Genomic DNA, 14,474 nt, shown 5'->3' on the forward strand with positions numbered 1-14,474 from the left:
GAACAAATGGGTGTCATCCCAGTGCTTGACACTGGGATGGCTTTGTTGCATCGCTCTTCGGATAGTAGGTAACGCACAATAAATTTATGAAGCTATCTCAAATTTAGCCATACCAATATCAGTGAATTTATTAAGCAAATAGCATTTGATTGGCAGTTCTTTTTCTCGATTTATCTCAGATTTATTCCTAAAACTAAATCCGAATATTTGCTTTAATCTTGAGAAAAACCCTTCAATATAAGATCTTTTCCCATAATTTACTTCTTTTTTCCATTCTTTCATGCCATCTTCACCGTATAATTTTATTAACCTAATAGCAGCATTCCTGTCAGACATATAATCTATTTCTGGATGTTCTGCCGCATTGTTTATTGGTGGAATTTTTGTCTTTATATCATATTCGTTACACAACTTATAAAACTTGTGCCTATCACATGCTCTATCTGCATATAGTGCTTTTATGGCATGCTGAAAATCGACTTCTTTTAGCAAATCACAAGCTCCATAGTGATCAGCCGTTACTGTATTTTACAGCTATGGCTTTTTTGCTGTTTGTATTCAACATTACATGCAATTTTCTTGTCTGTTCATAGCTGCGATACTTTCTATCTTCGCTATTTTCTTTGCTATGACCAGGAGTGTTGTTGTATATACTAATTCCTGTACTGTCTATAGCAATTTCGATGTCTTCCATATTATTTTCTGCAATCATTTATCTTAATATTAAGTTTCTTAAACCTTCTTGATGCTTGTGAATAGCTGATAACTGCCAAATCTCTTCCTATTTGTTGCAAATACCCTTTTATAAACCCGACTGTTTGTCTTAAACCAATTCTAAAGAAACTGACGATTATATGCACCAAAATCACAACTTTATCACTATAAATATAGTTGCCGCCCTGCATTTTTGGACAATTCTCGTACCAATTTTCTATGGCGTCATTGATATAACAAAAAATGCTTCCTCTTTCTTGGAGAAATTTGTTATATTCATGGCAGTTACTGACTCTCATTTTTTGTGGCATATTTTTTCTTCAACAGTTAAATGGCTATTTATAATGAATTTTGTCAGTAACTGCCAGTTCTTTTCACTTGAGCGATGCAACAAAGCCCACTGGGATCAGGAATTTTATTAAGTTGGTAAGCATAAAAGTATAACTTCTACGTCATACCGCCGCGGTATCTGCTAACAAGTAGCGGGATGACGATTGTCGTTTAGCCATAAATATTAAGAAATTTACCAAATAAAAAAAAGGCAAAAGAAGCCCCGTGGTGGTTGGCTATTTACTATGTACTAAAATATCGGCGTTTTTTTTATTCTAAAACGCTTGATTAAGAGCGATTTAGCTGCTTTTAACTTGCAACTAACCTACACCGCAAGTGTTTAAGAAATTTACTAAGCAGGAAAAAAGGCAAAGAAACCCCGTAGTAGCTAGCATTCAAATTCTCCCTTGTCAATTTGACGTTTTTTGCTGTCTTAAACGCTTTGTAAGCGCGTTTCGGCTTATATAGGTAAAAACCCAGAGATTTTTAAAGACATGCGATGCACGTAGTGCGAAAAATTAAACATGAGACGCCAAATACCCTAAGTTTTTTGTCATTAACCTGCACAGATTGCGAAGATAAATAAATAGCTTCAGTACCATGATAAGGGGGCTGGCGGAGTTTGTCAAGGAAGTTTTTGTTTCTATTGAATGACAGTTGTAACCTACGAAAGAAGTCTGTTGTAATTTGTACGATATCTTTATAAAATGGTTCGCATAAGTTATCTAGCAGTGCAACTAAACAAATACAAAAATCAAAACGTCGCGGTTTTTGGTCTTGGTAAAACTGGTTTATCCGCCATTAACGCTCTAACAAAGAGTGGTGCAAGAATATATGCATGGGATGATCATGAAGAGCAAATAGCAAATACAAAAATGATGTATAAAAAATGTAATTTTATTCATCCCAAGGAATACAATTGGCATGAGATCAGTGCATTGGTTTTAAGCCCTGGAGTGCCAACAGAGCCACATTGGATAGTAAAACTTGCAAGGAGATTTGATTGCAAAATAAAATCAGACATTGAGCTATTTCTTGAAGCTAAAACTACGAACCAGAAGGTAATAGGCGTCACAGGAACAAATGGTAAATCAACCACTACATCACTAATAGGGCACATATTAAAATCTGCAGGGAAAAAAGTAGCTATTGGTGGAAATTTAGGCGTTCCTGTTTTGGATCTAGAAAGAGATGCAGAAATTTATGTAATCGAACTCTCCTCTTTTCAATTGGAGTTGATGAATGAAATTAACGTGGACATTTCAGCACTGCTCAATATTACACCAGATCACATAGATAGGCATGGAAGTATGGAGAACTACATAGCAACTAAATTAAAACTGATAAACGGTAGTGAGGTTGCCGTAATAGGATGTGACAATGAGATTACTGCTGATATATTCAACAAATTCACTGGAGACAAAATTCCAATCTCAGTAACATATTCCCCGATGTCATTCCAGCGCGTGACGCTGGAATCCAGAAAAGAAAAACCATTGCCAACTACTCAGATGACAGAGGGTGGTGCAAGAGATCTAATATCATTGGCAGGTAACAATTTGCTTGATTATAGTGAACAGATTGCTGGTATAGATCGAAATTATCTGGATCCCAGTGTCAGCTACTTGGATGACAAAAGGGGCACTGGGATCCAGAAGATCTCGTTAAAACTAGAGAATCATAGCTTATCAGTAAGCGACGTGAAAATAAACCTAATATCCAACGCAGAAAACATAGCAGCCACATATGCCGTATGTAAGGTACTTGGAGTAGATAGCAACACTATTATCAATGGAATCAAGTCCTTTTCAGGACTGAGGCATAGGAATGAACTGCTTGGCAAAATAAGAAATGTGTTTTTCGTGAACGATAGCAAAGCAACTAATGCAAAATCGAGCGAAAAGGCGATCTTATCTTATGAAAACATAAATTGGATCGCTGGTGGAAGAAGCAAAAAAGGTGGAATAGAATCATTAAGCAAGCATTTTACAAGGGTTAGAAAAGCTTTTCTTATTGGAGAATCAACCGAAGCTTTTGCAAATGTTATGGAGAATAAAGTAGATTATGTTAAATGTTGCAATCTAGAAGATGCATTCAGATTGGCTTTTGAAGAGGCCTTAAATAGCGCAGAAGAAGTAACAATATTACTTTCTCCCGCGTGTGCTTCTTTTGATCGATGGAAAAATTTCGAGGAACGCGGTGAAGCATTTTGTAGAATGTTTGAAAATCTCAGGTACAATCACACATGCTGTTTAGTATGATGTTGCGTGGAACAAAAGTTAATAATAGATAAGCTAATTAGGGTTATTCCATTTGAAGGGATAAGCGATGAAACCCTATTAAAGGTGTGCACTGACCTTAATCTAGCTAATAGCTTTTGCAAATTTCAGAATGGAATATATAGCGCTTTGGAGCACATAGCAGAGGACTTAAATAGCTCAATGGAAGCTGAATTAAGAAATTCTAATTTAGAAGATATGAAAGTGCGAGAGCGAGTAAAGTTAGCTATTCAAATACACCTTTCAAACTATGCTAAGCTACCGAATTATAGAGAACTTTTAAAAAATGTTTTATCATTCTCCGTATCACCAAAAAATACATATTTTTCTAGTAAACTTTTATACAGAACTATTAGTGCGATTTGGTATGGCATTCATGACCAATCAACAGATTTTAACTACTATACAAAAAGAGCAATATTAGCTGGAGTGTACTTAAGTACGATACTTTTTTTTATCAATGATTATTCAGAAGATTTTGTGGATACTTTATCGTTTCTTGATAACCGTATCAACAATGTCATGACATTTCAAAAATTCAAAACTCGCTTAAAAGGAATCATAGGAAATTTCTTATAAGCTATTGATTGTTGGTAGAAAAGTACTTGAGCACGATCCTGAAAAGGTTTGTGAAAATAAAAATATTCATGCTGATCATAAAGAACATTTAGTTTATCGTGAGGATAATAATGGTACAACAAAATACACCAGTTACGAAGAAAAAGAAAATAAATTTATTGAAGAAGCACATGAATATTTAATAGACTCTGAATTTAATAAAAATTTTGATCTAGGGCAGTACAGAATAAGTAATTTCTCCGGAAACTTGACGAAAATAGAACTGGAACTCATCAATGAAAAGTATATGCAAGTTCAAGTTAATAGAGAAAGAAAAATTATTCTCGCTATACCGTAGGTGCGTTCCAAGATTATACTGAAGTTTTTATTGCACTCAAAATCTTCGTTTTTCCTAATCTCTAGAATTATCAATGCATCATCACTTAACCAGCCTGAGTGAGCTAGTCCATTCAACGTTGATTCAACTAGATTGCTATTGTAAGGTGGGTCTATAAAAACTATGTCACATTTTGAAATAGGTTGTGGTAAGCAGTTAGCACTGCAGCAAATTAGCGTAACATTGTCCGTAATTCCAAAATCTTCTGCTGTTTTTTTAGGCAATTGCAAATTGTAATAATCTGAATCTACCATAAATGCATGTTTAGCGCCGCGAGAAAGCGCTTCAAATGAAAAAGAACCACTACCACAGAATAAATCAAGTACATTCAAGTTATAAATAGGTTTTCTTGAGGAAAGCATATTAAATATTGCTTCTCGGACAATACTCATAGTTGGCCGTGCAGCTAAATGCTTACCTGTAGTTATTTTTCTTCCGCGATATTTGCCTGCAATGATGCGTAGCATATTAAATAAGCTCCAAAATAATTAATTATTTATACTATATGATTAATGTCAATATGGCTTTAGCAGTTTAATAGAGAGAAGCTATCGAGTCGCTTGTAAGAAAAACACAAACACAAGACTCATCAGTTATCTTTTTCTGATTTGCCTGCTGCATTAATTGCTTGACCAATCTCATCTTGTAAATCATCATGATCATTTTTTTCATCATGATTTAGCCCTTCAATTCTGCTTTCTAACTCTAACTTAATTATAGTATTGATTTTATCTATATTATCAAGAAAGCCTCTACATTCTTCTTCACTATACTCTTCACCAGATGCTTTTTTTTCAATAAATAGGTTTTTAAATCCTGCTAGATCAGAATTCTGATCGGTATTTAGTACAACATTTCTCTCTATGAAGCTAAGATCTGACAGCAGTAAGCTAACCTCTAACAGATCTTCACTTTTCACGCTTTTAAGGTCTTCAAGACTTTCTAAAATACTAAACACCTTAATCCTTTCTTGTACAATCTCTTTGTCTTCCTTATCAAATTCAGACAATAAACTATGATTATCTACAAATTTCTCACTCAAAGCTTTATTCAATTTAGCAAAATTGACATCCTTGTCAAGTGATGTGTTATCCCGCAACAAGTCTACCCTTGCCCTACGCGCATTTAAAATGTCGTCGTAGTCATTTAACTTTATGTTGCCATCTTTGTCTTGCTGCAATTTATAATAATCAAGGCCTTTGAAATTTTTATTAGTCTTCATCTTCAATCCTCTTCTCATCTCCTTTTGCATCTGGTTTCCTCATTGGTTCCGGTAATTTCCTTTTACTGTCTTCTCGATTTCTTTTTTCCTCTCTTTCAGCACGTTTTTCTACAGCTTCTGGAGTGTTCATTTCAAAAAGTGGTGAGAGGTTATAAACTTTATCTTGATTTCTTCTGCCTTCTCTTTCAGCACGTTTTTCCATACCTTCAAAAGCAGATCCAAAATCATCAATTTCATCTGAACCTTTTGGTTCCGTGCCTAAATTTCGTGTCACTTCATTTGATTGATCAGGCTTATCTTCTTCTGTTGGCTGATCATGCTGTAGTTGATTAGGCTTGTCTTCTTGTTCTGTGCTTAGTTCTCGTACTACCTTATCTGGCTGACCTCCCCCTCGTAGTCGAAGAGGGTCGCCTTCTTCTAGTGGCTGATCATGGTTATCTCTTACTAGTTCCGTGCCTAACTCTCGTTCTACCTTATTTGATTGATCAGGATTGTCTTTTTCTGGTTCTCTCTTACGGCCTATGGTGTCATCATGAAGCTTATTCAAGAAATCTTGCCTATGCGATTTTGCTCTAAAAAGTAAGTTATTTGGATAACCATCTTTTTCTCCTGTACGACGGCTAACTCCTATAGAATCAAGGCCATGCTCCCAAGTAAACTTCATAGCATCTTCTATTGTATAGCCCAAATGTGATCCTACGTATCCTTTATAATAATCTAAATATTTACCGATCCTTCTGTGTGTAATATCTTCCTTATCAACTCCAAATGCCCTGTAGATCTTTTCCTCAAGTTTATCAACGTCATTTTTAGGTGATGTTGCAAATTTTGTTGCTTCAATAGTAGCACCTACAAATTTACGTGGCACATCAATAGCGTATTTCAGCACTCCTCCAACTCTTGGTACTCTCCCCAGCAGATTAGCTGCACCTCCGGCTAATCTATCCGGTAAATGAGTAGCCCAACTGCCTAAAGACTCAAGTCCTCTACCAGCAAAATTTTGCCACTGCTGTTTGAATTCTTCCATTATGCCAGTCAAAGGCGATGCCTGATACATACTAGATATATTGTAAACGCTGAATCCACCACCAGCGATACTTGAGCCCATTTGTTGTACGAACTCGCGTAAAGAGAACATTAAAAATGAAAGCAGGAATAATACAAAGATTTCCCCTGCATTGATTAAATAACCTCTCTGTATGTCTTGCACCCTTTGGTAATCACTATTTTCTTGATAGTTTCTATTTACCTTATAAAAATTCTGTGATTGGCAGCTCCCATCTTGTCTAATTATATCTTGCACTAAAGACTTTATTTCACTTTTTAAACTTGGCTGTAGAATTACTTTTTCTATGATTTCCTTGTAATTAGTACACCTGCTTTCATTTCCTGGCTGCTTACAATAGATTTCTGTCTTTTTACTTATATTATTAATCAATAATAAGATATCAGCTTTTTCTGATGCATGGGATAAACTATTTGTTAAACGCACTAAATCTTTTACACTACAGCTATTATCTACTACCATATCACTTTCTGCAATATAATGGTCTGCTGGATTCTCTTTAGTACCAGGAATTGGGTTAAAGAAAGGATAATCTATATAACGAAACCCTTTTTCAATGTAATCCGGTGGAAGAGGGATATACCCAGCACCGCCAGTAAATTTTATTGTACCACCTTCTCTGCTTATCTTTTCTATACCTTCTATGTTCTTATCTACGTTCAGCGGAGAAGCTTCTCCAAGAGTGTAAGGTACGAAAATTTGCCCTGGGGTCCAACCAAAGTACTGCTTATCAACGATACAAAAACCACCAAACACCCATTTTGGAGCACATAACTTTACCTCGAACCATTTATTGTAGCATACAGTAAAACCTAACTGCCTATAAAAGGTATTCATTATAATGGAAGCCAGTAATGACAAGAGAGCAAATATCATAATCGACTGTAAACAAAAGCTGATGCAGAATTTTATCCAACCTTCAAATAGACTTTTCAGCGGTGAAAATAAAATAGAAATTAGAAACAGTGGCATAATGGCTATAAGAAAAGCTATACCCATAAAACCAGAGAGAAATATTATGTAAGCATATAAGCACAGCAAGAAGTATAGCACAATCCCTATGAAAATTGCCGGTATCATAAGAAGGCTTGCCCACATTTGGTAATGTAAAAACGCTGCAAACTTTTTCCAAACAGAATAAGCAAAAAACTTATTGAACATGTCCTCCATGAAGCTAAACAACTTAGCTTCATCTCCTTGAACAATACTTCCGGTGTTCATGTTGGGAGCAAAATTAGTAATTATACTTATCAATTGTTCAAGACCTTTAACAAATAAAACAAGAAAATGATCATAGAAAAATCTAAAACTTCCAGGAGATATAAGCACTATTACTAGAGTGATTTTCATCATTCTGATGAGCATATCATGCTTATTTTCTTGTATCATGCCAAAAAGATAAAGAAGCGATGAAATCATTACAAATAGAACAAGCAAGGAAAGAACAAAATTGTGAAAGCTCGTACTTTTTTCAGCTATATTTTCGAACATAGCTTGTGCAACTGCAGGATCATTGCTATTAAAATGTTCTTTGCAATTTTCGTTAATCAATAATACACATTTTAGATAGTTATAAATATAATCAAAAAACTCAACCCCACTCGGTTGCCGCACTCCACTTAAGAACTCAAAAGAGTAGCCACCTACATTATCTAAGTAATATCTATCTAATATTTTTACATATATTTTCCATCCCTTTTTTAATTTCACCGGGTCACAATTTCTGTCCTTTAATTTAGTGCTATCTCTTTCTAAAGCAAAAAGACCGCTCCCATTCTCTGCCACGGAGTTGTAACCTAGATGTACAGTAGGAGATGAAGGATTGCGCATAGATTTCAAATCTTTGTTAGGACTATCGTCACCAGGCCTTTGAAACAAAAGATAAGCACCATGACCGTTGGTAAACCAACATGGAGCACCACGTGATACTGTATTTGCGCTATCATCTTCATTAATGCACTTGCACTTTACAGTGCAACTTGCATTAGACTTACTTGAAATTTTCTGTGGCGCACTAGGTTTGTAATCATTACAAACTAAGTGAAAGTCAGGTAGACTATTATCACCTGACTTGCCTTCAAATTTAGTTGCATATTTTAACTGCTCCAAGCTTTGTAAGGTATAACTGCCTTTTTTAGATTCCTTCTTGTTATTATTACTCCAAGATGTCCATGCACCATTCACTCGCACTTTTAAACTATCTCCATTGGTTTCGAGCCCGGTATCCTCCCACTCCACCACTTGGTTATGGTGAAAACCATAATTAATTTCACCAGTTTCAGGATCAACAACTTCTCCATCTCCTGGAATAAACGCATCGTGGTCGCTTGAAAAATGAGCGCTTACTGCAATAGGTTTAGGACCAAAATAGTCAGCAGATATACACCTTGGAAAAGGCATATCGTTTTTACTACAACCTGTGATCAGCACATAAGCTGCAAGAAGTAATACCCTAAACCAACATTTGCCTAAACGTGATTGCATATCTAAACTTTTTCCAAATACAGAATAAATTTCTAAAACTTTACTTAAAATATCTTTTTAATTAGTTACTCCATAATATCATTTATATCTTACTCCTCTCCATTTTCTTCCTTGTTTTTAGCTTTAGCACTAGGATCACTTCTTATTGTTTCATCAAAATTTTTTTGCTGATCTGATTGTTTTAATGTTTTAGGTCTATCACTCGTTGTTTTATCAGAACTTCCTTTAGAATCTTCTTTTTTGTCTGGTTGCTTTGGTGTGTTAGGTAATTTAGCCTCAATTTTTCCCCGATCTTTACTCATTTTCTGCTTGATACTCTGTATCATACTTTGGGTCTTATCATCAAGGCCAACGGTTGACAGCATAGCTTGCGATGCGCTCTTAGCAACTGTACCAACACCGCCAGTAACTCCATAACCAGAGCTAAATAGTGTTTGTACCATAGTTTCCGATATAGAAACAAAAGCTTCCATTGCACCGGCAATAATGAGGTATATAAACGCCTGGATTAGGTCTATAGGTAATGCTGCAAAGTGTCCACCAGCCCTTTCTCCGGTACTGAGTGCAACATCAACGCTAGTGCCAGGACTGTATCCAAGAGGCAGTATTGATTTCATCAAGCACAGATCATACGATAAGAAATTTACGCTAATTAAACATTGATAGCATGCAGAAAAATTTGTGAGGTTATATAAAACTGAATACATCAACTGATTTAAAAGAGATAAAAATGAAAATAAAATGACTGGTTCTAATGAAACATGAGCCAACGTTTTTATCCAATTATCAAACAAGGGTTTAGTCTTTTGAAATAGAATAAATACGATAAATAAAGGTGTTAATGACAGTAAAAACGCTACTAGAACAGTAGATATTACATATTTCAATGTAGCACTAATAATGCATTTTAAAAACGCATAAGTAGCGCAGAGTATTGCCAAAAATGCAATAACGCCAAAAGGACCAGAAAGCATCAACGATAAAAACTTTAGCCAAGTTTCTGCTGTGAATAATACTCCTGCTGTCAAGTCTAAGAATGCAAATTTTCTCTCCCCTTCTCCTACATAGCCAGAAAAACTATCAACTAAATAAGTGCTACCATCTATAAAAAGTCTGGATAAAGTTGTACCAAAAAGTTCCCAGCTTCTATCGCTAAAGGCAAAAGCTATAAATGCTATCTTGAACATTCTTACAATGAAATCAAATTTACTTAGCTGTATTGTTCCAAGCATATAGCCAACGACAGTAAATATAACGTATAGAGTAAGCAAAGCTCTTACCCCTTGAAGAAGACCTCTTGCATATCCTTTGTATGAATCTTTAACGCTGTCCCCAATTACTTCTTCTTTTATAAGTTTAAATACCCCGTTTACATTCGATGAAATAAAATCATTAATTTTTCTTTTAACAAATAAAGTTACTGTGTACTTATTATTTTCATAATATTTGCCATTTTTATCTGTAATGTCATCTCTCTCTACGTTGCTTACATTGATGCCGAAATATATCTTCTTAGATTCTTCGTTCTGAAAGTGTTCTCCGCTTATTACATCTAATATGGTGTACTCATCTTTTCCGTTTACTCTTTCTCTCACTCCTACCACTTTAAAATCATTAGTTCCCACACCATGCAAATCTTTAGGTGGCTCATCACCTAAATATACATATAATTTTTCGCCATTAATATATTCACATGATCTAGTCACCTTAACATGGTACCCTCCTCTATTATAGTAATAATGACCATAATCTGCGATAGCGAGCATCACACTACTACCGGGCGTTACCTCGTCATTTACTGGATAATCATTGTTCAATTCCAGAGAAAAATCCTCGAATTTATTGTTATCGCCAATTTGCAAACACATATTATCCCCTTTTGCACCCTCTTTCTTTGGAAGACATTGAATACCTTTAGCGATATTTTTATCATCAGGATCACCAATTTTTGCAACAAGAGCCTCAGCCCAAGATTTATCATCTTCAGTAAAACTACCTGCTTTAACATTCCCTTCCATTTTTTCTAGATAAGAATACATATCACATTTATTTCCTTTATCGTACTTCTTATACCTTATAGAGGAGACACAGTTCCGTTCTCCTGCTTGACCTAAACCATAGTTCCATATACCCTTCTCAGTATAGCATATATTTTGATGGTAACAGTTAAGCTCATAGGAGGAGTACTTTTTTCTCTCATCAAGACTACAGTTTTTTCCATCACATAACTCGTTCAATCCTATTTTAGCGCGGCGTAAATCAAGTAGTGAACCATATACCCATGGTTCGTTGTCTTGAATATAACCTTTATTAAAATGCACCTTATTATCATATGGGGTATACCCATTGCCAACTAGCACTTTGCTTTCCTTTGCTTTTGTTTTATCAAGAGGTAAAAATTGTATTTTATTTTTTGTACCATCTTTACCATCACAAAAAAACTCTCCCCCCTGATGTACTTCACTCACTGTAGCTTTCTTATATACAGTTTCCTTACGGTCATTTTCTACAGCTTTATAACAATTGTCATCAAAATTGATGCCTTTCCCTTCTGGATTGTCGTAATCAATTGTTATTTTTCTGGGAACTAAGCTGAAGCTTAACTTGTCACCAGGATTTACTTTAATTCCAGTGTCCACATAACGTCTATTGCTGCCAAATCCTTTGCCACCACATAGTTCGTTTTTACTTTCATTAACACCATAATTGTTAGGTACACTATTAATATCCGCAGCCTTACTATAATTTGGTTCTGAGCCATCAGCACAAAAGCTAGCTGGCACAAGTACTTTCCTTGGATTTTTGTCTTCTTTAAAAGGGCAAAAATTTACTGATCCATCGAGGGTGAATTTGATTTTCTCACCCTGACTAATTACCTGACCAGAATCAACCCAATGAATTTTATCGGCTTTACGAACTGGAACATCCACATTAACGCTGGTGTTTTTGCTCTGCAACCCAGGCTCGACACAATCCATATTACAACCAGTGATTGCAAGACACAGTATCAATAATAGTGATCTTTTACTTATCATTGCTGTCTTCCTGGTTGTGGTATCTGAGGCGTTGACCTTTGAGTCCCTTGTGGTATTTGAGGTCTTGACGTACCTGACTGTTGAGAGGCATCTCCTCTTTCTCTTCTTTGAACGCTTCGTTCATCTAACCCTACTGTTCCCATTAAGCTTTGTTGATACTGTCTTCCAGGTTCGCTTGCTACATAAGCACCAAACAACGAGTCAGATATTGCCGAAGAAGCTTCAACTAAAGCTTTCATAGCGTGTCCCAAAATAACAAAAGCCATCATAGCGGTAATATTAGGTGTATATTTGGAAGCATAACCATAAAAAATACAAGGGTTAAAAATCTTTAGGTTAATATTAAGTATACATGTAGAGCAGACCTCAAAATCAAATACTGAATACACAATATAATCCATAACCTGACTTATCAGTGATATAAAAATTAAAAGGACCACTGGATGAATTGCAAATCTTGCTAAATTTTTAACCCAGTTTTGAAACATCTGCCTAGTATACGCAAATAAAAGACAAATAATAAAAATAGGTGCTAAAGAAAGTAATAACGCAACTATTGCTATAGATGTAATAAAAGAAAATAAGGCATTAAAAATAGATAAGCTCACTGTGATTAAACCCCAAATCACCAAGCAAAAAGATACAATGCCCAAAGGGCCAGAAAATATAAGAGATACTATTAACAATACTGAATGCGATGACAAGAACCTATTGAGCGGCAAATCAAGAAACTCAAAAACATTTGAAGTAGTGCCTCTAAAATTTGCTATTTCTATTAGTTGTTTTGGAGTGTTAATAAATATAGAGAATGCGTTGTTATAAAAAAAGTCCCAGCTATTATCCTGCAATAGCTGAGCGATGATTCCTATCTTTACGCATATAATTAAAAACTCATATATAGAAATATGAGTTAATCCAAAAAAGTAATAAAGAGTATATAAGATTATATATAGTACTAATAGTGATATTATAGTAGATCTAATGGTATTTGTTCTGCTTGATTTTATAAAACTTTCGTAAAGAGACTTTACAGGACTAGTATCAGAGTGAATTGCGTTAGGGTCTTTATAATTAGAGCCGAAAAATGCAGTTTTCACTTTTTCATCAAAGAAATTATATATTGCACTAAAAGTTTTTGTAGGTGGCTCTTGAGTTGTTAGGTTAATGCTAAACTGACCTTCATTTTTGTAATCGCAGCCATGGTCTCTTATTCCGTAATATATGGTGCCTGTTTTGTCTTTTAATTTTCCTTTCAAGTTTTCCATGTCATGAACTTTGCTGATATCTACAGATATATCCGCTTGATTTTCACCAGGCTTATGCTCAGGGAATTTATCGGAAACACTTATATACAAGCTATTTTCCAGACTATGGTTCTTCGTTACTCTTATGTTGAACCCGCCTTTGTCATTTGTATTGTAGCAGCTCTTGTCATTTCTGCTACATAGACTAAAAGTTAAACTTGGTATTTGATGGTCATTCTCCATCTTATGATCACAACTAGTACATAAACCACCACCTGGAATGTGTTCAAGAGTTTCATTATCCATACCAACTTTTAGAAATGTAATGTCAGTTTTTACCTGTTTTCCCTTTAATACGTTACTAATAATTTCAGCAACAACAGATTCACCACTAGAATTTAAAGCATTGAATAGCTCAATTTCTATATTATTATATTCAATATACACGCAATCCTCGCCTCTACGACCAGAAGAAAATTTACATATACGTCTACAGAGTGAATTTAAAATGTGCGTATCTATCTTACTTGCACTGCTCTCTGAAAGCTTGCTGCAATCTATATTCTCTCCTTGTTTTATAGAGTTAATAATATTTTCAATTTCCTTTTTTCTTTCATCTTGATCTAACTTCGAAAACCAGTACTCTCTTCCACTCAACCATTGCGCATCGCCTATTATATATTTATTAGGACATATCCCATCCTTGCCACCTTGGCATTTCTCTTGATTTAAAACATGTGCAAAATGTTCCGTTTCTTGCTCGCTACACTTTTCGTCGATTTTCAAATACCTGATTTTTGTCTCACTCTCTTTATCTTTACACACTTTACTTCCAATCACACTAAAGCTTATCGTATCGCCTTTTTTAAGTGCAAATGGTAATGCAACGTCATTTCTCCCAGGCCCAATTGCAAAATCTGCATACTGCTTAGGACAAAAATTAACCTTACTAGGCACTATATCAATCTCTGTTACTCTTATTCTATCTGAGATATTAACACCAGAATCAACCCATTTCTGCTCTGTTGACACTATATCTAGTTTTTCACGCAAACCTGATAAATTTTCTGGCTTAATACAGTGATGTTCCCCGCAGCCTGACAGAAAAAAAAACGGTATTATCAGCAAAAATTTTAGCATAAATC

General features: G+C 35.1%; 7 protein-coding genes and 2 pseudogenes. 3 read left to right on the forward strand and 6 right to left on the reverse strand.

Going from position 1 to position 14,474, the window contains the following annotated elements:
* Positions 1 to 84: 84 nt before the first annotated feature.
* A pseudogene (locus OPR39_RS07380) lies at positions 85 to 1,025 on the reverse strand (IS5 family transposase).
* 726 nt (positions 1,026 to 1,751) lie between these two features.
* On the opposite strand from OPR39_RS07380, the gene OPR39_RS01590 reads away from it, so the two are divergent.
* The 3 genes and pseudogenes from OPR39_RS01590 to OPR39_RS01600 form a co-directional block, all read left to right on the forward strand.
* Positions 1,752 to 3,305, forward strand: coding sequence for a Mur ligase family protein (locus OPR39_RS01590; RefSeq protein WP_265038902.1), 1,554 nt, complete (start codon positions 1,752 to 1,754; stop codon positions 3,303 to 3,305).
* A 6-nt stretch (positions 3,306 to 3,311) separates the two neighbouring features.
* A complete protein-coding gene (locus OPR39_RS01595; RefSeq protein WP_010082414.1) occupies positions 3,312 to 3,902 on the forward strand; it encodes a COQ9 family protein in 591 nt (196 codons plus the stop codon).
* A gap of 22 nt (positions 3,903 to 3,924) precedes the next feature.
* Positions 3,925 to 4,239, forward strand: a pseudogene (locus OPR39_RS01600) (hypothetical protein); the annotation flags it as partial.
* Here the strand turns inward: OPR39_RS01600 and rsmD are convergent.
* The 5 genes from rsmD to OPR39_RS01625 all read right to left on the reverse strand — a co-directional run bounded on the left by rsmD (position 4,197) and on the right by OPR39_RS01625 (position 14,469).
* On the reverse strand, positions 4,197 to 4,745 hold the full coding sequence (rsmD, locus tag OPR39_RS01605) for a 16S rRNA (guanine(966)-N(2))-methyltransferase RsmD (protein WP_141457227.1): 549 nt from the start codon (positions 4,743 to 4,745) through the stop codon (positions 4,197 to 4,199). The pseudogene OPR39_RS01600 and the gene rsmD sit on opposite strands and share 43 nt — an antisense overlap.
* A 122-nt stretch (positions 4,746 to 4,867) precedes the next feature.
* On the reverse strand, positions 4,868 to 5,500 hold the full coding sequence (locus tag OPR39_RS01610; protein ID WP_010082417.1) for a WD_0853 family protein: 633 nt from the start codon (positions 5,498 to 5,500) through the stop codon (positions 4,868 to 4,870).
* The gene (locus OPR39_RS01615; protein ID WP_265038905.1) at positions 5,490 to 9,050 is read right to left on the reverse strand and encodes a TrbL/VirB6 family protein; all 3,561 of its coding nucleotides are present in this window, start codon (positions 9,048 to 9,050) and stop codon (positions 5,490 to 5,492) included. Before OPR39_RS01615 ends, OPR39_RS01610 begins: the two co-directional genes overlap by 11 nt.
* Positions 9,051 to 9,139: 89 nt before the next feature.
* Positions 9,140 to 12,085: a TrbL/VirB6 family protein gene (locus OPR39_RS01620; protein ID WP_174516844.1), complete on the reverse strand. Its 2,946-nt coding sequence runs from the start codon at positions 12,083 to 12,085 to the stop codon at positions 9,140 to 9,142.
* The gene (locus OPR39_RS01625) at positions 12,082 to 14,469 is read right to left on the reverse strand and encodes a TrbL/VirB6 family protein (protein ID WP_174516845.1); all 2,388 of its coding nucleotides are present in this window, start codon (positions 14,467 to 14,469) and stop codon (positions 12,082 to 12,084) included. The genes OPR39_RS01620 and OPR39_RS01625 overlap by 4 nt, the downstream gene beginning before the upstream one ends.
* Between the last annotated feature and the right edge of the window lie 5 nt (positions 14,470 to 14,474).

It is taken from the genome of Wolbachia endosymbiont (group A) of Yponomeuta plumbellus, from assembly GCF_947251575.1.
GTDB classification, from domain to species: domain Bacteria; phylum Pseudomonadota; class Alphaproteobacteria; order Rickettsiales; family Anaplasmataceae; genus Wolbachia; species Wolbachia pipientis.

Excerpts from the sequence above, each read along its gene's own strand:
- rsmD (WP_141457227.1), bottom strand. The coding sequence starts at position 4,745 with ATGCTACGCATCATTGCAGGCAAATATCGCGGAAGAAAAATAACTACA.
- OPR39_RS01625 (WP_174516845.1), bottom strand. The coding sequence starts at position 14,469 with ATGCTAAAATTTTTGCTGATAATACCGTTTTTTTTTCTGTCAGGCTGC.
- OPR39_RS01620 (WP_174516844.1), bottom strand. The coding sequence starts at position 12,085 with ATGATAAGTAAAAGATCACTATTATTGATACTGTGTCTTGCAATCACT.
- OPR39_RS01615 (WP_265038905.1), bottom strand. The coding sequence starts at position 9,050 with ATGCAATCACGTTTAGGCAAATGTTGGTTTAGGGTATTACTTCTTGCA.
- OPR39_RS01610 (WP_010082417.1), bottom strand. The coding sequence starts at position 5,500 with ATGAAGACTAATAAAAATTTCAAAGGCCTTGATTATTATAAATTGCAG.
- OPR39_RS01590 (WP_265038902.1), top strand. The coding sequence starts at position 1,752 with ATGGTTCGCATAAGTTATCTAGCAGTGCAACTAAACAAATACAAAAAT.